This is a genomic window from Streptomyces sp. NPDC098101 (assembly GCF_044760185.1).
Lineage (GTDB): Bacteria > Actinomycetota > Actinomycetes > Streptomycetales > Streptomycetaceae > Streptomyces.
Genome location: NZ_JBIWAS010000001.1, coordinates 1,252,328 through 1,271,022 on the forward strand (window position 1 = coordinate 1,252,328; position 18,695 = coordinate 1,271,022).

14 protein-coding genes are annotated in these 18,695 nt (G+C 73.8%); 2 read left to right on the plus strand and 12 right to left on the minus strand.

Annotated elements, in window-relative coordinates; all coding sequences use genetic code 11:
- Positions 1-482 precede the first annotated feature (482 nt).
- From ACIQVI_RS05075 to katG, 6 genes are all read right to left on the minus strand, one after another.
- Entirely contained in the window at positions 483-1,316 is an 834-nt protein-coding gene (locus ACIQVI_RS05075; protein ID WP_403591189.1) for a class II glutamine amidotransferase, read from the minus strand.
- A gap of 124 nt (positions 1,317-1,440) precedes the next feature.
- Complete coding sequence (locus tag ACIQVI_RS05080) at positions 1,441-2,754, minus strand: DUF2254 family protein (protein ID WP_403591192.1); 1,314 nt, start codon at positions 2,752-2,754, stop codon at positions 1,441-1,443.
- A 68-nt stretch (positions 2,755-2,822) separates the two neighbouring features.
- Positions 2,823-3,113 (minus strand): SHOCT domain-containing protein, encoded by a 291-nt coding sequence (locus ACIQVI_RS05085; RefSeq protein ID WP_403591195.1) that lies wholly within the window; start codon positions 3,111-3,113, stop codon positions 2,823-2,825.
- A gap of 28 nt (positions 3,114-3,141) precedes the next feature.
- A complete protein-coding gene (locus tag ACIQVI_RS05090) occupies positions 3,142-3,612 on the minus strand; it encodes a DUF6325 family protein (protein WP_351972582.1) in 471 nt (156 codons plus the stop codon).
- Between the two features lie 135 nt (positions 3,613-3,747).
- Complete coding sequence (locus ACIQVI_RS05095; protein WP_351972581.1) at positions 3,748-4,143, minus strand: amphi-Trp domain-containing protein; 396 nt, start codon at positions 4,141-4,143, stop codon at positions 3,748-3,750.
- 247 nt (positions 4,144-4,390) lie between these two features.
- Positions 4,391-6,643, minus strand: a complete 2,253-nt coding sequence (gene katG, locus ACIQVI_RS05100; RefSeq protein WP_403591199.1) for a catalase/peroxidase HPI — start codon at positions 6,641-6,643, stop codon at positions 4,391-4,393.
- Between the two features lie 249 nt (positions 6,644-6,892).
- Between katG and ACIQVI_RS05105 the strand changes: the two genes are divergently transcribed.
- The gene (locus tag ACIQVI_RS05105) at positions 6,893-7,309 is read left to right on the plus strand and encodes a Fur family transcriptional regulator (RefSeq protein WP_351972579.1); all 417 of its coding nucleotides are present in this window, start codon (positions 6,893-6,895) and stop codon (positions 7,307-7,309) included.
- Between the two features lie 84 nt (positions 7,310-7,393).
- Here ACIQVI_RS05105 and tpx read toward each other — a convergent pair whose 3' ends face one another.
- Complete coding sequence (tpx, locus tag ACIQVI_RS05110) at positions 7,394-7,894, minus strand: thiol peroxidase (RefSeq protein WP_121829256.1); 501 nt, start codon at positions 7,892-7,894, stop codon at positions 7,394-7,396.
- A 212-nt stretch (positions 7,895-8,106) separates the two neighbouring features.
- Between tpx and ACIQVI_RS05115 the strand changes: the two genes are divergently transcribed.
- Positions 8,107-9,405, plus strand: a complete 1,299-nt coding sequence (locus ACIQVI_RS05115) for a ricin-type beta-trefoil lectin domain protein (protein WP_403591202.1) — start codon at positions 8,107-8,109, stop codon at positions 9,403-9,405.
- A 56-nt stretch (positions 9,406-9,461) separates the two neighbouring features.
- Here the strand turns inward: ACIQVI_RS05115 and ACIQVI_RS05120 are convergent, their stop codons facing one another.
- From ACIQVI_RS05120 to ACIQVI_RS05140, 5 genes are all read right to left on the minus strand, one after another.
- Complete coding sequence (locus ACIQVI_RS05120; RefSeq protein WP_403591205.1) at positions 9,462-12,446, minus strand: hypothetical protein; 2,985 nt, start codon at positions 12,444-12,446, stop codon at positions 9,462-9,464.
- Complete coding sequence (locus tag ACIQVI_RS05125; RefSeq protein WP_351971995.1) at positions 12,447-14,309, minus strand: HSP90 family protein; 1,863 nt, start codon at positions 14,307-14,309, stop codon at positions 12,447-12,449. It lies immediately after the preceding gene.
- A gap of 256 nt (positions 14,310-14,565) precedes the next feature.
- The gene (locus ACIQVI_RS05130; RefSeq protein WP_403591208.1) at positions 14,566-15,543 is read right to left on the minus strand and encodes a hypothetical protein; all 978 of its coding nucleotides are present in this window, start codon (positions 15,541-15,543) and stop codon (positions 14,566-14,568) included.
- A 128-nt stretch (positions 15,544-15,671) separates the two neighbouring features.
- Entirely contained in the window at positions 15,672-16,961 is a 1,290-nt protein-coding gene (locus tag ACIQVI_RS05135) for an MFS transporter (protein WP_351971993.1), read from the minus strand.
- Positions 16,958-18,685, minus strand: a complete 1,728-nt coding sequence (locus ACIQVI_RS05140; protein ID WP_403591211.1) for a condensation domain-containing protein — start codon at positions 18,683-18,685, stop codon at positions 16,958-16,960. The genes ACIQVI_RS05135 and ACIQVI_RS05140 overlap by 4 nt, the downstream gene beginning before the upstream one ends.
- Between the last annotated feature and the right edge of the window lie 10 nt (positions 18,686-18,695).

Sequence of the window (18,695 nt, forward strand, 5' to 3'; positions counted from 1 at the left end):
GGCACGCGGTCCGGCAGCCCGACCCGGAGCACCGGCGCGTCCGGCGTCATGACCGGGGCGTTCAGCCACTGGTCGGCCGAGGAGCCGAACCAGGCGCGGTAGAACAACTCGTCGGCGCCGCTCAGCCGCCGGGCCGCCTCAGGCAGCCGGTACGAGCCGACCTCGCGCACGTCGGCGACGGGGCAGGGGTAGTAGGCACGCGGTCCGGCAGCCCGACCCGGAGCACCGGCGCGTCCGGCGTCATGACCGGGGCGTTCAGCCACTGGTCGGCCGAGGAGCCGAACCAGGCGTGGTAGAACAACTCGTCGGCGCCGCTCAGCCGCCGGGCCGCCTCCGGCAGTCGGTACGAACTGCCCGCGAGGAAAGCCGTGTCCTGCCAGGAGGCGTAGAAGTCGCCCGGTCGGCGAATCCCCGTCGGGCCGTTCCTCCACTGTTCCTCCGCGATGCGAGTCGGCCCCGTCGCGCAGGGCGGCTGCCCCTTTTCACGCCGCCGTCGGCGCGAACGGATGCAGTTCGTCGCCGCCCGGCTGGACGACGCCGTAACTGCTCTCCGGCACCTCGTTCCAGGCGCCGGGCAGGTCGCCCAGGGGTTCGGAGACGATGAGGCGGGTCTGCTCCGAGGCGCCGCGCAGGAACGTGACGTCGGGGTGCAGTCGGCGCAGCGCCTCCACCCGGCTGCTGTAGAAGAGCGACCGGGAGGCGCGCTCGCTGGAGTAGCGGAAGGCCCAGAGGCGCTCGCCGTCGGTGATGGCGAGCGTCATCTGCAGGGGGAACTCCACCCCGTGCTCGCGGCCGACGCGCTCCACCACCCCCGCCATCCGGGCGACGGCGGCGGGCGGGTCCCGGTCGAGGCCGAAGGTGAGGGCCAGGTAGAACATGACCTCGGAGTCCGTCGTCCCTTCGAGGTCCGCGTACAGCGCCGGGTCGACGAGCAGCGTGAGGGCGCGGCGCACCCGGTGGAACTCCGCGACGGCGCCGTTGTGCATGAACATCCAGCGGCCGTGCCGGAACGGGTGACAGTTCGACTGCTGCACCGCCGTCCCCGTCGACGCCCTGATGTGCGCGAAGAACAGCGGCGAGCTGACGTGGTCCGCCAGCTCCCGCAGGTTCCGGTTGCTCCAGGCGGGACCGATCTCGCGGAAGAGCGCCGGGGACTCGACGCCCTCCGTGTACCAGCCGACCCCGAACCCGTCGCCGTTGGTGGTCTCCACGCCGAGCTTGGAGTGCAGGCTCTGGTCGATCAGGGAGTGCGCGGGCTTGTACAGGATGGTGTCGAGCAGTACGGGTGTGCCCGAGTACGCGAGCCATCGACACATGCGCATCACCTGGGTCCCTGCCGTGCTCCGGGAGCGGCGCCGGGGAGATTTCGTCCGGCCCGCCGGAGAGATCCTGTCCGGCCCGTCGGGGAGATCCCGTCCGGCCCTCCCATTCTCGGTCCCCTCATCCGGGAGTGCCATGCGGAGGTCCTGCCGAGGGCCCCTCCCGGCCCGCTCCGGCGCCGTCCGTCCAGACGAGCGGGTACGCCTCCGCGCCGGTCCGCTCGGCCCACCGGAACCGGTCGAGCAGGACGGCCCGCCGCTCCTCGGGGGCCCGCTCCAGCAGCGTGCGCAGGAGGTCGCGGGTCCTGCGCAGCGCCATCGGGGACCCGGTGGCGGCGAACAGCACGTCGTCGACGGCGGTCCGGACGTAGCGCTCCCAGTCCGGGACGGGAACGCCCACCCGGAGCCGTCCGGCGGAGTCGTGGAACCGGCCGACGGCCAGGTCCCGGCCGGCGAGGCGGACCAGCAGGTCCTCCAGGCGGTCCAGCACCTCCACCGCCGTGGCCGGATCGTTCACCGCGGGCGACAGGGCGCGCAGGGCGATGTCGGCGAGGAGCCGGAAGGGCAGTTCGGGGTCCTGGTCGAAGGCGCGCTCCACCCCCGTCGACAGGAACCCGGGAAGGAGCGCCGCCCGTGCCTCGTCCCCGGTCACCCGGGCGATCACCGTGCCCTCCGTCAAGGTGGCGCCGGGGGCCACGCGGAAGACGACCGAGAGGTCGTGCTCCCGGGCGGCGTCCAGGAGGGCGGGTACGTCGATGCCCTGCAGCACGGCCGGCGGCCCCGTCCAGCGCACCTCCGTGCCCGTGCCCGTACTCGTGCCCGTCCTCGTATCGGCGGTGGTGTCCGTTCCGGGCGGTGCGTACGGGTGGACGTACAGGCCGTCGTACAGGCTGTGCGCGCGGGTGGCGATCGCGCTGAGCGAGTGGCCGAGCTGGATCGAGTCGAACGCCCTCATCTGCAGGGTCCGCATCAGGCCGAGCGCGACCAGGGTGAGGAGCACGGCCGCGCACGGGACGAAGACGGAGACGCTCTCCCGGGAGCCGATGGCCAGGCCCGAGGTGATGCAGAAGACGAAGAGGCCGATCGTGAAGGCGAACGTCCGCCAGACCACCGGTTCGTGACGGAACAGACCGAGGCGGGGGGTGAACGTGCTCGCGGAGAACTGCACGACCAGGAACAGCACCGAATAGATGATGCTCACCAGGCTGATGACGCCGAAGCCCAGGGTGAACAGCACGCTGACCACCCGGCCCGCGTCCACCCGCGGACCTCCGGTGACCAGCGGGGCCAGCAGTCCGAGGCCCAGACCGGCGACCGCGCACAGCAGTTGCGACAGGTCCCTGCGCACGGCGCGCCCGGGCCGCCGGAACGACGTGGCGCGCCGGCGCCGTTCCCGCGTCCCGGGACGGGCGGGACCGTCGGCATGGCCCGACATCCGGCCTCCTCAGGGTCGACTGCGGCCCCCGTCCGACGCGCCCGCACCCCGCCCGGCGCCCGTCCGGTTCAGGACGCGAGGATGCGGCTCTTCTGCGCTTCGAACTCCTCCGGGCTCAGCACTCCCTGGTCCTTGAGCTGGCCGAGCTGCTGGAGCTGGGAGATCTTGGCGTCCATCGGCGTCGCGGCCGGAGGCGGAGGAGGCGCCGCCGCCGCGTAACTCTGCTGGGGCTGAGGGGCGCACTCCTCTTCCTGCCGCGCCCAGCGGCCGGCCTGACGGCGGGAGACGCGGTTGGACACGGCGGTGGCCGTGCCGGAGATGACCGCGGTGCGGGCGACGCCGCGCAGAAGTCCGGGCATGACGGAACTCCTTGTGCTCGGAGGGCTGTCAGGAGGAGAAGCCCGCTTCGGCCTCGACGGCCTCCAGGGAGGCCAGGAGGTCCTCGGCGGGGATCCTCCCGCCGGCGACCATGCGGGCACCGCCGCGCCGCAGCGCCGCCGCCAGGGGCGCGGCCCACAGGTTCTCGTACACGATGACGCCGGCCGAGCTGCCCGGTTCGACGGCGGCCGCGGCCTCCCGCAGGTCGTCCTCGTCGAGCAGGCCGGAGGACGCCCCGTCGAAGACGGCGAGGTCGAGCTCCCCGTCCCCGTCGAGGTCGGCGATCTCCAGCGCGACGACGGAGCCGTCCACGTCCTTGCGCACGAAGGCGAGGTCGAGGACGCGGATGACGTGCCGGTCGACCAGGTCGAGCAGATGGGCCAGCCCCTCGCCGGTCATCCGGTTGCCGGGAAACTCCAGGACCAGGTAGTCGACGGGGCCCATCTCGGGCGTGCCGTCGGACGTGTCGTCGACGCTCATGGCGACTCCTCGTCGGGTGGTTGTCCGTCCCGGATGCGCGACAGGCCTGTGATCCAGCGGCCCCGTGCGTCCGGCCGGGTGGGCGTCGCCTCCCATTGCAACACCGGGGGGTCGTGCGCGCACCCGCGTACCGGGTCAGGACGTCGCGGCGGAACGCTTCGCGGAGGCGGTCCTGCGGGTGCCGCTGCCGGTGGAGGTGGCGGCGCGCTTGGGCTTGGGCTTGGGGGCGACGCTCTTGCGCCGTGCCGCCTTCGCCTCCTTCTCCTCCGCTCCCGCCGGGGGCTTCGGCGGTGCCGGGCGGTGCCGGGCGGTCGACCACTCCAGTTCGATCTCCAGCTCGACCCTGCCCTCCCCGATCTCGACCTCGATCTCGCTGTGGAGCTCGTCGGGAACGCGCAGGCTCAGCGTGCCGTGGCCGATGTTCCACTCGACCTCCCCGCCCTCCTTCAGGGCCGTCGCGAGCTCCATGAGCTGTTCGGCGGCCTCGAGGCGTGACACGGGGCGCTTCTGCTCGAATGTGAGGTCCTTCATGGTCTGTCTCCGGTTCGGGTGCTGGAAGTGTCCGGCGCCCGGACGGCGGGGCCGCCGGACGCGGTCGCCCGGGGACCCGCCGTCGTTCCGGACCCGGCCGCGTCTCGTACCCAGCGTGCGCCGTGGCCGTGCCCGCCGCACCCCGGAGGAAAAACGGGACCGGCCCGGACGGCGGGGGGCGCCGTCCGGGCCGGACGTGCCGCGGCCGGGTGACGGGGGGCGTCGTCCGGCCGCGGGCGGGGGAGGGTCAGACGAGGTCGAACCGGTCCAGGTTCATCACCTTGTCCCACGCGGAGACGAAGTCCTTCACGAACTTCTCCTTCGCGTCGTCGCTCGCGTAGACCTCGGCCAGCGCGCGCAGCTCGCTGTTGGAGCCGAAGACGAGGTCGGCGCGGGTGCCGGTCCACCGGACCGTGCCCGTCGCGGCGTCGTGGGCCTCGAAGAGGTCCGCGTCACCGGCCACCGGACGCCAGATGGTGTCCATGTCGAGCAGGTTGACGAAGAAGTCGTTGGTCAGGGTGCCCGGGGTCGTGGTCAGGACGCCGTGCTTCGAGCCCTGGTGGTTGGCGCCCAGGACGCGCAGACCGCCGACGAGGACCGTCAGTTCGGGGGCGCTCAGGTTCAGCAGGTTGGCCCGGTCGACCAGGAGGAACTCGGCCGGGAGCCTGCTGCCCTTGCCGAGGTGGTTGCGGAAGCCGTCGGCCCTGGGCTCCAGGGCGGCGAAGGACTCCACGTCCGTCTGCTCCTGGCTGGCGTCCACCCGGCCCGGCGCGAACGGCACCTCGACGTCGAAGCCCGCGTCCTTGGCGGCCTTCTCCACGGCGGCGGAGCCCGCGAGCACGACCAGGTCGGCGATCGAGACCTTCTTGTCGCCCTCGGCGTCGAAGGCGGCCTTGACGCCTTCGAGGACACGGAGGACCTGCGCCAGCTGCTCCGGGTCGTTGACCTCCCAGTTGCGCTGCGGCTCCAGGCGGATGCGGCCGCCGTTGGCGCCGCCCCGCTTGTCGCTGCCCCGGAAGGAGGAGGCCGAGGCCCAGGCCGCGGAGACGAGCTGCGCGACGGTCAGGTCCGAGGCGAGGATCCGCTCCTTGAGGGAGGCGACGTCCGCCGCGTCCAGGAGCTCGCCCTCGCGCTCCGGCAGCGGGTCCTGCCACAGCAGGACCTCGGAGGGGACCTCCGGGCCGAGGTAGCGGGAGATCGGACCCAGGTCACGGTGGGTCAGCTTGTACCAGGCGCGGGCGAAGGCGTCCGCGAACTGCTCCGGGTTCTCGTAGAAGCGCCGCGAGATCTGCTCGTACGCCGGGTCGAAGCGCAGCGACAGGTCGGTGGTGAGCATCGTCGGGAGGTGCTTCTTCGACGGGTCGTGCGCGTCGGGGATGATCGCCTCGGCGTCCTTCGCCACCCACTGGTGGGCGCCGGCCGGGCTCTTGGAGAGCTCGTAGTCGTACTCGAAGAGGTGCTTGAAGAAGTCGTGGCCCCACCGCGCGGGGGTGGTGGTCCAGGTGACCTCCAGACCGCTGGTGATCGTGTCGCCGCCCTTGCCGGTGCCGTGGGAGTTCGCCCAGCCGAAGCCCTGGGCCTCGATCGGCGCGGCCTCGGGGTCGTCGCCGACGTTCTCCGACGGACCGGCGCCGTGCGCCTTGCCGAAGGTGTGGCCACCGGCGATGAGCGCGACGGTCTCCTCGTCGTTCATCGCCATCCGGCGGAAGGTCTCCCGGATGTCGCGGGCCGCCGCGACCGGGTCCGGGTTGCCGTTCGGGCCCTCGGGGTTGACGTAGATGAGGCCCATCTGCACCGCGCCGAGGGGCTCCTCCAGCTCGCGGTCGCCCGTGTAGCGCTTGTCGTCCAGCCAGACGGTCTCGGGGCCCCAGTAGACGTCCTCGTCGGGCTCCCACACGTCCGCGCGGCCGCCGGCGAAGCCGAAGGTCTCGAAGCCCATCGTCTCCAGGGCCACGTTGCCGGTGAGGATCAGGAGGTCGGCCCAGGAGAGGTTCTGGCCGTACTTCTTCTTGACCGGCCAGAGCAGGCGGCGGGCCTTGTCCAGGTTGACGTTGTCCGGCCAGCTGTTGAGCGGCGCGAAGCGCTGCTGACCGGCCCCGGCGCCGCCGCGGCCGTCGCTGATGCGGTACGTGCCCGCGCTGTGCCACGCCATCCGGACCATCAGGGGGCCGTAGTGGCCGAAGTCGGCGGGCCACCAGTCCTGGGAGGTGGTGAGGACCTCGGCTATGTCGCGCTTGACGGCCGCCAGGTCGAGGTTCCGGAAGGCCGCGGCGTAGTCGAAGTCCTCGCCCAGCGGGTTGGCCACGGCGGGGTTCTTCGCCAGGATCTTCAGGTTCAGCCGGTTCGGCCACCACTGGTTGTTCCCGCCGCCCTGGGTCGGGTGGGCGGCGCGGCCGTGGGCGACCGGGCAACCGCCCCCGGCTTCGGCCGGCTTCGCGTCCACGACGATCGCGTCGTGGTTCTCGGGCGCTTCGTTCTCGGGCACGCGGTTCTCAGACATCGGAATCCTTCCGGACCTGGCGGACAACAGTGCTCAGGAAGTGCGATCGGAGCGGCCGGGCCGTGCCCGGAGAGCCGTCACGTATCGGATCTCCCGCCGCGCTGAGGTCTTCCTGTCCCTTGGCCATTAACGGAACCGATCCTACAATGGACCTTGTCCAAGTCAAGAACAACGCCAGATCCTGTCCGAGGAGCACCGGCCGCACACCGGTCACCACGGGCCCGTGCCGAGTCGAAGAGGTGAACCGATATGAGCGACCTGCTGGAACGGCTGAGATCCCGCGGCTGGCGGATGACGTCCCAGCGGCGCGTGGTCGCGGAGGTCCTGACCGGCGACCACGTCCACCTCACGGCGGACGAGGTGCACGCGCGCGCCGTCGCACGGCTGCCGGAGATCGCGCGGGCGACGGTCTACAACACCCTCGGCGAGCTCGTCGCCCTGGGGGAGGTCGTGGAGCTCTCCACGGACGGACGGGCCAAGCGCTACGACCCGAACGCGCACCGGGCGCACCAGCACCTGGTCTGCTCGGGCTGCGGGCTCATCCGGGACGTCCGCCCGACGGGGGACCCGCTGGCCGTCCTGCCGGCGGAGGAGCGCTTCGGCTTCGCCGTGGAGAAGGCGGACGTGACGTACCGGGGACTGTGCCCGGACTGCTCGGGGGGATGAGCGCGTACGCGGAAGGGGGCCGCCACCGGTGTCGGTGACGGCCCCCTCCGGGGTGGCGGCTCCCGCTCAGGGGCCGCCGGGGTACTACTTCAGGACGGCGAGCGCCTCGTCGTAGCCGGGCTCGTCCGCGATCTCGCCCACGAGCTGCGCGTGCAGGACCGTGTCGTTCTCGTCGAGGACGACGACCGCGCGGGCGGTCAGACCGGCCAGCGGCCCGTCCGCGATCTCCACGCCATAGTTGGTGTGGAACTCGCGGCCCCGGAGCGTCGAGAGGTTCTTGACGTTCTCCAGGCCCTCGGCACCGCAGAAGCGCGCCTGCGCGAAGGGGAGGTCGGCCGAGATGCAGAGCACCACGGTGTTCTCCAGCTCGCCGGCCTTCTTGTTGAAGGCGCGAACGGAGGAGGCGCACGTCGGGGTGTCGACGCTCGGGAAGATGTTGAGGACCTTGCGCACGCCGGCGAAGTCCTTCAGCGACTTGTCGGCGAGACCCTCGGCGACGAGCGTGAAGTCGGGCGCCTGGCTGCCGGGAACCGGCAGGGCGCCGTTGACCTGCACCGGGCTGCCCTTCAGCGTGACCTGGGCCATGGAAGTCTCCTTAAGAGGTACGAATGGCAACGAGGGGAATCGTACGGAGTCCGGACCGCTCGCGCGGTCACACCTCTTGACGCCCCCTTCCTTCACTTCTTAAATCAGGTGGGCGGCGAAGCGGTCCGTCTTCATGTGTGTCATGTACCTGACATGCATCGATGGCGCGCGTCCACGGCGCCGTCCCCCCACACCCGACGGAAGAGAGAGCCATGACCTCCTCCCGCGCACGACGGCGCACGCTGTCCTCCGCCCTGTCCGCCCTCGCCCTGGCCCTCGCCGTCACGGCGCTCGGCCCCGCGGCCTCGGCCGGCCCCGCCGGGGGAGCCGCGCCCGCCGCCGGAGCCCCCGCCGCCCTCCAGCCCGCCGCCGGGGCGGCCGCCGTCACCTTCTCCGACGACTTCGACGGCCCCGCGGGCGCCGCCGTGGACGGGAGCAAGTGGCAGATCGAGACCGGCGACAACGTCAACAACCACGAGCGGCAGTACTACACGGCCGGAAACCGCAACGCCGCGCTCGACGGCCAGGGCCACCTGGTCATCACCGCCCGCAAGGAGAACCCGGGCAACTACCAGTGCTGGTACGGGCGGTGCGAGTACACCTCGGCGCGGCTCAACACCTCCGGGAAGTTCACCACCCGGTACGGCCGCGTCGAGGCCCGCATGAAGGTGCCGCGCGGCCAGGGCATGTGGCCCGCGTTCTGGATGCTCGGCAACGACATCGGCCAGGTCGGCTGGCCGAACTCGGGCGAGATCGACGTCATGGAGAACGTCGGCTTCGAGCCCTCCACCGTCCACGGCACCCTGCACGGCCCCGGCTACTCGGGCTCCGGCGGCATCGGCGCCGGATACACCCTGCCCGGCGGACAGGCCTTCGCCGACGCCTTCCACACCTTCGCCGTCGACTGGTCGCCGGGCCGGATCACCTGGTCCGTGGACGGCAACGTGTACCAGACCCGCACGCCCGCCGACCTCGGCGGCCGGACCTGGGTCTTCGACAAGCCCTTCTTCCTGATCCTCAACCTCGCGGTCGGCGGCTACTGGCCCGGCGACCCGAACGGCTCGACCCCCTTCCCGAGCCAGCTCCTCGTCGACCACGTCCGCGTCACCACCTCCGACGTCCCGGCCGGCGGCGGACCGATCACCGGGATCGGCGGCAAGTGCGTCGACGTCGCCGCCGCCAACACCGCGAACGGCACCCCCGTCCAGCTCTACGACTGCAACGGCACCGCCGCCCAGCGGTGGACCGTCGGCACGGACGGCACCATTCGCGCGCTCGGCAAGTGCCTCGACGTCACCTCCGCAGGAACCGCCGACGGAACGCCCCTCCAACTGTGGGACTGCAACGGCACGGAGGCCCAGCGCTGGGTCGCCAACGACGCCCGGGACGTGGTGAACCCGCGCGCGAACAAGTGCCTGGACGCCACCGGCAACAGCTCCGCCAACGGCACCCGGCTCCAGATCTGGACCTGCGGGGGCACCGCCAACCAGAAGTGGACGGTGACCCGGTAGGAGGGCGGACGGGCGACCCGGCGGCCGCCCGTCCACCGTCACCCGGCCCCGGGGGCTCAGCCCCGGGGCCGGGCCAGGTACTCCCCCCGCAGGGCGTCGAGGACGTGCGCCGCCTCGGGGTGGCCCGCCTTCCGGCAGCGCGCCGCCGCCGTCGTCAGCCGGGCGATCGCCTCATTCGTCCGGCCGAGCCCGTTCCCCTCGACCAGGGCGGCGAACCGCACCGCCTCGGCCCTCGGCAGCTCGCCGTGCTCGCCGCCCTCCTCGTGGACGCCGATCGCGGCCTCCGCCTCGGCCAGCGCCTCCTCGAAGCGCTCCGCCTCCGTCAGGACCCTGGCCCTGCGGTAGTGCACCTCGCCGCGCTCGTACCAGACGGCGAAGGACTCGGTGTCCGCCGGCACGGCGTCCAGGACCGCGTCGCCCCGCACCAGGTGCGCGAGCGCGTCCTCCACGCCCTCGGCCCCCCGGGCCGCCGCCGTCAGACGGGCGAACTCGCGCGTCATCCGCGCGAGCAGGGGCGGGTTCGGCGCCTCCGCGTGCGCGGCGAAGGCCCGCTCGTACGCGGTGTCCGCCGCCTCCCACCGGTCGGCGAGCGCCAGCGCGATCGCCGTGTCCGCCGTCACCAGGGTGCGGATCGGGGCGTCGTCCTCCCACCCGGAGACCGTGCCCGCCAGCCGCAGGAACTCCTCCGCCGACGGCAGGTACTCCTCCAGCTCCCGCAGCCCCCGCGCCAGGGACAGCCGGATCTGGGCCACCATCCGCTCGTCCAGGGCGGCGGCCGACTCCTCGGACAGGAGCGACTCCAGGACCGCCACGGCGTCCGCCTGCCGCCCCGACTCCACCAGGACGTCGGCCAGCTGGAGCCGTACGCCCGCGGCCTCCTCGTGCTCCCCGTCCGCGTCGAACCGCGCGGCCGCCTCGGAGAGGTGGCGCACGGCCCCGGCGTGGTCCCCGAGGTGCGAGGACGCGTGACCGAGCAGGGAGTACGTCGGAGCCAGCGGGAAGTCCGCGTCGTCGTACCGCACCGCGTCCGCGAGCGCCCGGTGCAGCAGCTCCGCCGCCTCCGCCGGCTCCTGCCGGGACAGCATGATCTGGGCGAGCAGGGCGCGCGGCCGCGAGCCCCGCCAGGGCCGGTCGGAGGCCTCGACGTCCACGAGGGCCGCGCGCAGCTCCGCCTCGGCGAGGGCGACGTCGCCCCGGCGGCCGGCCACGTCCGCGACGAACTGGCGCGCGTTGGCCGTGTGGTGGGGCACGCCCAGGCGCTCCGCCTCGGCGCGCAGCGCCCCCACGGCCCGCTCGAACCGCTCCGCGGCGGGACCGGGCTCCTCCGGCTCCCGCCGCATCACCTCCTGATAGGCGGCGTAGGCGGCGGAGTACAGCACGGTGAGGTGGGCGAGGACGCGGTCCGCCGCCGCGTCGGCACCGGCCGCGCGCTCGGCGTCGCCCGGCTCCTCACCGGTCAGCGGGGCCTCGTCCCGCAGCCGTTCCGCCTCGCGTAGGATCCCCTCGAACCGGACCCGGGCCGCCTCGTCGCGCCCGGCGTCGGCGTCGTCCTCGCCGGTCGTCCACGCGAGGGCCTTCGCCCGGGCGGCGAGGGCCTGCCACGGCATCCCCAGCTCCTCGTAGAGCCCGGCGGCCGTCTCCAACTCGGCGCCGCCCTCCGTGTCCTCGTCCCGCTGCCTGAGCCGGTACGCGCGCTCCTCGGCGAGCTCGGCCCGCAGCAGGTCCTCCGGCCCGACCCGGTCGTCCTGCGGGGCCGAGCCGTCCGCGAGCCGCTCGGCGATCCGGGACCACAGCCGGGTGTCCCCGGGGTGGCCGAGGCGGGCCAGCCGCCGCGCCTCGGTCACCAGGGCGACGAAGTCCCCGGGGACCTCGGGCGCCCCGGAACCGCCGGCGACGGCGGCCGCCGGGGCCGTACCCGCGGGGGTGCGGGCCGGGGCGGCCGTCCGCAGGCCGAGCGGCAGCGGCTCGTCGAGCAGCGGGCGCCGGGCCAGGCGCTCCCGGCGCCGGTCCCCGACGGCGGTGGTGCCGTTGCGCGCGTCGAAGGCGGCGGCGAGCCGGTCCGCCTCGGCGCGGACGTGGCCGAGGAGTTCCCCGGCGGTCCAGTTCCGCCCCGGCGGCCCCGCCACCGGCGTCTCCGCGTGCCCGTCCTCCACCAGGCGGGCGAGCAGCACCTCCACGCCGGTCAGGAAGCCCAGGCGGTCGAGCGGCGCGCCGGTCGCCTCGAACAGCGGACGGTTCTCCGCGAGGACCTCCAGGCCCCGGCCCTCGTTCCGTGAGAGCGCGCAGAACTCCAGGTGCAGACCGACCTCGTGCTGCGCCCCGGTGCCGCCCCGGACCCGCCGGTAGCCGGTGAGGTGGTGGGAGCGCGCCTCGTCCGTACGGCCCAGGCGCAGCAGCGGCAGCAGGGCGCGCGCCTGGCTCATCTGCGGCTCCTCGCTGCAGCTCTGCTCGCCCTCCAGGACGGGCCGCCAGACGTCGAGGGCCCCGGCGTCGTCGCCCGCCGCCACCCGGTGCCAGGCGTGGTGCCGGGTCTCGCAGGCCTCGCAGTCGCTCAGCTCGGTACGGGGCCGGGTGGCCCACAGGTCGTAGGCGTCCTCGACGCCCGTGCCGGTGTGGGCGGCCACGTGGTGGCGCATCGCCGCCACCGGCTGCATCCCGTGCCCGGCCTCCTCGTACCGCTTCCGCATCGTGTCGATCCAGCCCCGCACGGTGTCGAGGGGCATCTCCGGCACCTGGAGCAGGGACGTCGTCACCCACTTGAACCGCCAGAAGACCTGGTGGGCCTCCCACTGGCTGAAGGACTTCGGAGCGGTGTCCCACAGCTTGAGCAGCCGGGCGAAGACCACCGGGGACTTGCGCTGCTCGCCGGTGAACTCGTACGCCGTCATCAGCTCCAGGAGGGCCGTGACGAGGGTGTCGGGCTCGTCGAAGACCTCGGCGGCCTCGACGAGCTCCTCGGCCGTGACGGTCCGCTGGAGTCCGTGCGGGCAGTCGTGGTTCTCGCGCAGCGCCTCGACGACGGCCTCGGGCGTGTCCAGCATCTACAGTTCCTTCCGGGGCTCGGAGCCGGGTGCCGCCGCGTCCGGACGGTGCATGGCGTGGGTCAGCAGGCCGATGAAGGCCCGGTTGAGCAGGGCGCTCTCGCTCGCCCGCAGCGGACGGCGGCTGAGCAGCAGCGCCTGGCCGTAGAGGGCCTCGGCGGTCGTCACGGCGAGCCCGCGCTCGTCGATCGTGATCGCCTGGCGGACCAGCGGGTTGAGGTGGTTCAGGACGAGCTGCGCGCGCGGCGTCTCGTGGCGCAGCGAGCCGAGGATGTCGGCCCACAGGCCGTCGCTGTCGGCGGCCAGGCCCGCCCGCGTCCGCTCGTGGCGCGCCTCCCGGTTGTCCAGGAGCAGCGCGGGCGCGGTGACCGGCTGGAAGTCGCGCAGCACGACGTCGCAGTCGTGGACGGCGATCGTCTCCCGGGCGACCGCGAGGAAGCCCGCCGCCCGCAGCTCGGCGGTCGGGTCCACGGCGTCCAGGTGCGCGGTGACCGTGGCAGGGTCCAGGTCCGTGACGGACGTGCCCGGCCGGATCTCGGGCAGCCGGTGCACCAGGTCGCGGTCGTAGGTGTAGCCGCCGTTGACGACGCCCAGACCGGCGGCCGCCGCGATGGGGGCGACCTGGCGGAACTCCTCGACGCTCCGGGTGACCAGGACCGTCGGGTGGGTCCGTACGAACTCCTCCAGGGTCACGTTGCCGTCGGTGGTCTCGAACGGCAGCCACGGCAGCACGACCCGCAGCAGCTCGTCGTCGTAGCGGGCGAGCGCCTTGACCGCGAGGTGGTGGGTGTCGATGAAGCGGTGCAGGAGCGCCGGGTCGCTGGCGGCGAGCCCGGTGAGCCAGTCCCGGATCCGGTCGCCCAGGGCGTCCCGTACGGCGGACAGCGTGCCGTCCTCGTACAGCGACTCGCGCGACGCGGTGGGCCGCAGGCTGGTCGTGTCGACCACGCAGCGCACGAAGAACGCCCACTCCGGGAGGAGTTCGGGCGCCTTGTCGGTGAGCAGCATCCCCTTGAGGTGCACCCGGTGCCCCGCGCGCTGCGCCGGGCTGACGGCCGTCGGCAGCACGTACGCGACGCCGCGCAGACCGGCCGCCGGCAGGTCGAGCTCGATGCTGTCGAGCGGGGTGAAGTCGAACAGGTCGCGGCAGTACGCGGTGAGGGCCTCGCGGCGGGCCAGCGGGGAGCGGTGGCTCCGCTCCCACGGCGGCGCCTCGTTGATCCGGTGCTCCTCGCCCCGGGAGTCGACGACGGTGACCTCGTGCCGCAGGAGCCCGCCGTAGTGCCGGGCGAGGGAGACGACCTGCCCCGGGCTCGTCCACTCGGCGTTGTCGGCGCGCGGCACGAGCCGGACGGTGGTGCCCGGCTCGGGCACCTCCGCGGCGGGCAGGGTCCGGATGGTGTAGCGGCCGTCGGAGTGGCCGCGCCACTCGACGGCGGGCGCCGACGGGTCCGACGCGGACCGGCTGACCACGGTGATCTCGTCGGCCACGACGAAGCAGGCGAGCAGGCCGATGCCGAACTGGCCGATGAACTCCCCGCGCGCCGCGTCGAGCCCGGCCCCGTCCAGGGCGCCGTCGGCGGTCCGCTTGGAGCTGCGCCCGATGGTGGCGAGGAAGCGGTGGACGTCGGCCTCGGTCAGACCGACGCCGGTGTCCGTGACGGTGAGGACGTCACCGGTGCGGACCGTGATGGCGCCGGGCGCGTCGGGGTCGAGCGCCTGCCGGGCCGTGATGGCGTCCACGGCGTTCTGGAGCAGCTCGCGCAGGTAGACGCGGGGGCTGGAGTAGAGGTGGTGGGAGAGCAGGTCGACCAGACCGCGCAGGTCGACCTGGAAGGTGTGCGCTGACTCGGAAGGAGACACCCGGTGAAGTCTTTCGGTGAACGCGCCCGCGACGACGGGCGGGAGGGAGGAAGGAGGGAGGGAAGTGGGGGAGGGGGCGACGGGCCGGCCTTCTACGACCGGCGGTTCCGTACGGACAGCGGTCCTGTAAGGACGGCGGCCCTGCGAGGACGACGGTCCTGGACGGACAGCGGTCCCGTACGGACAGGGGGCCTGAACGGACAGGGATGTCCTGTACAGCCGCAGGCCCGGTGCGGAACCCGGTCGCCCCGCCGGTTCAGCGACCGGCCGCCGAGCGCCGCTCGCGGTAGGCCGCGACGGGGTCGGAGCCGTTCAGGTAGGACCAGGGGAACTCGCTGACCCGTCCCTCGGTGGCCCGGAAGCACTCCCGGGCGGCCTCGCGGTCCCCGGCGAGCGAGAAGGCCATGGCGAAGCTGTTGAGCACCTGCACCCAGCCGCCCCGGCGGACGAAGTCAGGGTGCCGGTACGAGTGGTCCGCGGCCTCGTTCAGGGAGGCCGCCACCTCGGGCCGGCGGATGTAGGTCGCGTCGGGACCGGAGTCGAGGGAGAGCCACTCCTCCAGGTGCGCGACCGCGACGAGCTGGCCGAGCAGGGTGCCGCCCGGGGCGTTCAGCATGGACGTGCGCGCGAAGGCGTGCATCTCCTCGTGCGAACCGCCCCACTTCCGGCAGACCTGCTGCAACTGCTGCTGGTGCGCCTCCAGATGGTGCGGGGCGCGCCGCACGGTCGCCTCGAACCGGCGCCGCGCGACCTCCTGCCCGACCTCCAGACCGCGCCCGCTGACCTGGAGGCAGTACCAGGGCGAGGCCCAGCCCGGCTCGATCTCGGCCGCCTCGTACAGCCACCGCTCGGCCGTGCGCAGCCGCTCGTGGAAGACCTCGAACTGCTCCCGCGAGACGTCCTTGGCGCGGGCCGAGGTCCGGGCCTCCCAGCCCCAGCTGACGTGCCGGAGCCCCGCCACGAGCCGGGGCAGCGCCGCCCCCGGCTCGGCCTCGATCACCCCGGTGATCCACTTCTCGACCCCGGCGGTGTCGCAGACGGTCCACAGGAGGTCCGTCCGGCCCTCGTCCTCGGGACGCGCTTCGAGCACCTCCCGCACGGTGGCCCAGTCCGCCGCGGCGGCGGCCCCCTTCAGGCGGAGCACCTCGGGATCGTCCGAGTCCTTCTCCAGCCGTGCGACGGGCCGGCCCGCCCTCTTCCCCAGCGTGAGCCCCCAGCCACGGAGCAACGCCATGTCCCCACCCCTTGTTCCGTACGAACGGGGCGGGCAGTGATCACTCGCCCCGTGGAGGTAGTGACTATCACGCGCGTACGACAATCGCACATCTGTTTACCCGGGGTCCGGAGCCGGGACCCCGCCGCTCAGCCGTCCGCGACCGCCCGCTCCGCCCCGGAGGACTTCTCCGGCGCCCGGCGCAGCGCCCGGACGGCGGGCACGGCCAGCATGACCGCGATGCACACCAGGCCCATGACGGACGAGAAGAGCAGCACCCGGTCGGCGCCCACGGACTCGGCCGCGGGACCGGCCAGGGCCCGGCCCACCGGGATGACCATGATGGACCCGGCGACGTCGTAGGCCGAGACGCGGCTCAGGACGGCCAGCGGGATGTGCGACTGCACGCTCGTCGCCCACATGACGCCCCAGAAGGCGAACCCGCAGCCCGCCAGGACGCCGGTGGCGGCCGTGAGCCCGAACGACCAGCCCAGGGCGGGGGCCAGGGGGTTGAGGGAGAAGAAGAACATGGCGCACGCGCCCGCGACGAGCGGCCGCCGGGGCCGCACCCGCATCCCGAGCAGCCCGCCGACGATCGTGCCCGCGCCGTCGGCGGAGGCGATCCAGCCGTACCCGTCGGCGCCGTGCTGCTCGGTGAGGAGCGCGGCGCCCAGCGGCAGGGCCGGACCGAAGACGAACAGGCCGTAGACGGCCCACACGGCGATGACGCCCCACAGCCAGGAACGGGACCGGAACTCGTGCCAGCCCGTGGCGAGCCGCTGCCAGATCGGCTCGTCGGTCCCGTCCGGGGCCGTGCCGAGCCTCCGCAGCGGCGCGAGGCCCAGGGCACTGCACGCGTAGAACGCCGCGATCACCAGGAAGGAGCCCGCCACGTCCCAGTACGCCACGAGGAGACCGGCGAGGCCGGGGCCGAGCAGGGTGCAGATCGACTCCGAGATCCGCAGCAGCGCGTTGGCCCGCTGGATGTCCTCGGCGACCCGCGGCACCAGGCTCGCCAGTCCGGGCTGGAACATCGCGGTCGCCGCGCCGCTGACCGCGAGCAGCGCCATGACGTGCCACAGCCGTACGTCCCCGAGGGCGAGCAGCCCCGCGAGCGCGAGCATGGCCACCATGCGCACCACGTCGGCGCCGACCATCATCACCTGCGGGGTGAACCGGTCGGCGAGGACGCCGCCGAAGAGCACCAGGAGGACGATCGGCGCCATCCACGCGGCCAGCGCGTACCCCACGCCGGAGGCCCCGTACCCCGCGCCGAGCACGGCGGTGGTCAGCGAGACCATCAACATGCCGTCGGCGAGCAGCGAGGTGCTGCGGGCGGTGAAGAAGAGCCGGAAGCGGCTCGAACGCCACGGGCTGGGCGGGGAGCCGGGCTCCGGCTCCCCGGGCGCGTCGTGCGTCGTCAGGTCGTTCGTCGTCATGTCGGATCCGCCGGAGTCCGGCCGTTCCCTTCGGTGAGGATGTGCCGCCGGAGCCACGCGTCCGTCCGGTCCGCCTCCTCCGGCGGGCCCTGGACGATCACGTACCGGCGGGGGGCGAGGACCCCGGGGCGGCCCGGGAGGACGCGCATCAGCGCCGCGTGGGCCTCCGCCGGGGTCGGAGGGACGCCGCCGGAGGCGACGAACGCGGTGAGGCCTTCCCCGGACCCGTCCGCCGCGACGTGCACGGGTACGCCTCCGAGGGCGCCGCCCAGGGCATCGGCCACGGCCGGCGGCGAGACCCAGGAGCCGTCCACCCGGATCCAGTCCGGGCCGCGCTCCACCGGACGGACCCCGGTCACCCCGGTCAGCGAAGCGAGCGGCACGTCCCCCTCGGCGGCCGCCTCCAGGAGCCGTACGAGACCGGTCAGGAACCCCTCGGCCTCGTCCGGGGCGAACAGCGCGGGGTCGGCCCACAGGCCGATCCGCAGCAGGGGCGCCGTCTCGTGCACGAAGGCGAGGAGCCGGGTCGGCAGGACCTGGGACGGGCCCCGGCCCAGTGCGAGGTCCGGCCCGTCCGGCTCCGTCCCCCCGGCCTCCGACAGCGCGCTCACGTCGTTGAGGACCACGTCCCGCGCGAACCGGCTGCCGCGCTCGAAGGTCGTCCGGTCGATCATCTCCCACAGGGCGACCGCGTCGAACCGGCTGTGCCGGTAGGCGTCGAGCGCCGCGCCCCACGCCTTGGCGAGCAGCGCGTCGAAGGACGGCACCCGGACGTCGAGGGCGAGCAGCGCGTCCTGCGACACGGTGTTCACCGAGCGGGCGAGCCGGTCGTGGAACCGGTTGGAGGTCGGGACGGCGGCCACGCAGACGTCCTGGCCGGTCCGGTGGGCGACCAGCGCGCACCAGGCCGTGAGCAGCACCGTGGACGGCAGCCCGCCGGTGCGCTCCGCCACCCGGGCGAGCGCCCGCGCGCCCCGCAGGGACCGGAGCGTCACCTCCGGCGTGTCGGCCTCGGTGCCCTCGGCGCCCGGCCCGTCGCACATGGCCTGCGGGCCGGTCCGGATGATCCGCTCCCAGTACCGCAGCGACGCCGCCGACTTCCGGAGCCCGGCCGGGGTCGCCTCCTCGGCGGCGAGTTCCAGCGGGGTGAAGGCGCTCTGCGGCGGCAAGGGTTCGCCGGTCAGGAGGGCCAGCCAGTCCTCCTCCAGGACGGCGAGGGCGCTGACGTCCGTCACGGCGTGGCTCGCCGCGAGCGCGACGAAGACCGGCGAGCCGGCCGCGGTGACGAGGGAGATCCGCAGGCCGAAGTCCCGGTCGAGCCGGAAGCGTTCGACGCGGGCCCGGCGGGCCACGGCGTCGGCGTACCGTCCGGCGTCCGGGGGGAGCGCGTCGTGGTCGAGGACGGTGACCGTGAACTCGCCCCCGGCCGCCACCACCTGCTCGCGGGGCACGGCCCCCTCGGCGTGCGGGAACGTGGTGCGCAGCGCCTCGTGCCGTACGACCAGGGCGCGCAGCGCGTCGATCACCGCGTCCGTCCGGGTCCCGGCGGGCACCGGCCACACGGCGTGGATGTTGATGTGCTCGGGCTCGTCCCGCACCATGCACCGGATCATGTTGGCCTGGCCCATCGTGACCGGGCCCCGGCGCTCCGCGCCGCCCGCGTGGGCGACGGTGACGGTACGGGTCCTCGCCGGGCGCGGCAGGTCCCGTTCGTACGCGGTCACGGGGCGGCCA

What these genes read in the sequence shown, in the direction of transcription:
- ACIQVI_RS05095 (WP_351972581.1), bottom strand. Translation starts at nt 4,143, where the DNA reads ATGAAGGACCTCACATTCGAGCAGAAGCGCCCCGTGTCACGCCTCGAG.
- katG (WP_403591199.1), bottom strand. Translation starts at nt 6,643, where the DNA reads ATGTCTGAGAACCGCGTGCCCGAGAACGAAGCGCCCGAGAACCACGAC.
- ACIQVI_RS05135 (WP_351971993.1), bottom strand. Translation starts at nt 16,961, where the DNA reads ATGACGACGAACGACCTGACGACGCACGACGCGCCCGGGGAGCCGGAG.
- ACIQVI_RS05080 (WP_403591192.1), bottom strand. Translation starts at nt 2,754, where the DNA reads ATGTCGGGCCATGCCGACGGTCCCGCCCGTCCCGGGACGCGGGAACGG.
- ACIQVI_RS05115 (WP_403591202.1), top strand. Translation starts at nt 8,107, where the DNA reads ATGACCTCCTCCCGCGCACGACGGCGCACGCTGTCCTCCGCCCTGTCC.
- ACIQVI_RS05120 (WP_403591205.1), bottom strand. Translation starts at nt 12,446, where the DNA reads ATGCTGGACACGCCCGAGGCCGTCGTCGAGGCGCTGCGCGAGAACCAC.
- ACIQVI_RS05085 (WP_403591195.1), bottom strand. Translation starts at nt 3,113, where the DNA reads ATGCCCGGACTTCTGCGCGGCGTCGCCCGCACCGCGGTCATCTCCGGC.
- ACIQVI_RS05075 (WP_403591189.1), bottom strand. Translation starts at nt 1,316, where the DNA reads ATGTGTCGATGGCTCGCGTACTCGGGCACACCCGTACTGCTCGACACC.
- ACIQVI_RS05105 (WP_351972579.1), top strand. Translation starts at nt 6,893, where the DNA reads ATGAGCGACCTGCTGGAACGGCTGAGATCCCGCGGCTGGCGGATGACG.
- ACIQVI_RS05130 (WP_403591208.1), bottom strand. Translation starts at nt 15,543, where the DNA reads ATGGCGTTGCTCCGTGGCTGGGGGCTCACGCTGGGGAAGAGGGCGGGC.
- ACIQVI_RS05090 (WP_351972582.1), bottom strand. Translation starts at nt 3,612, where the DNA reads ATGAGCGTCGACGACACGTCCGACGGCACGCCCGAGATGGGCCCCGTC.
- tpx (WP_121829256.1), bottom strand. Translation starts at nt 7,894, where the DNA reads ATGGCCCAGGTCACGCTGAAGGGCAGCCCGGTGCAGGTCAACGGCGCC.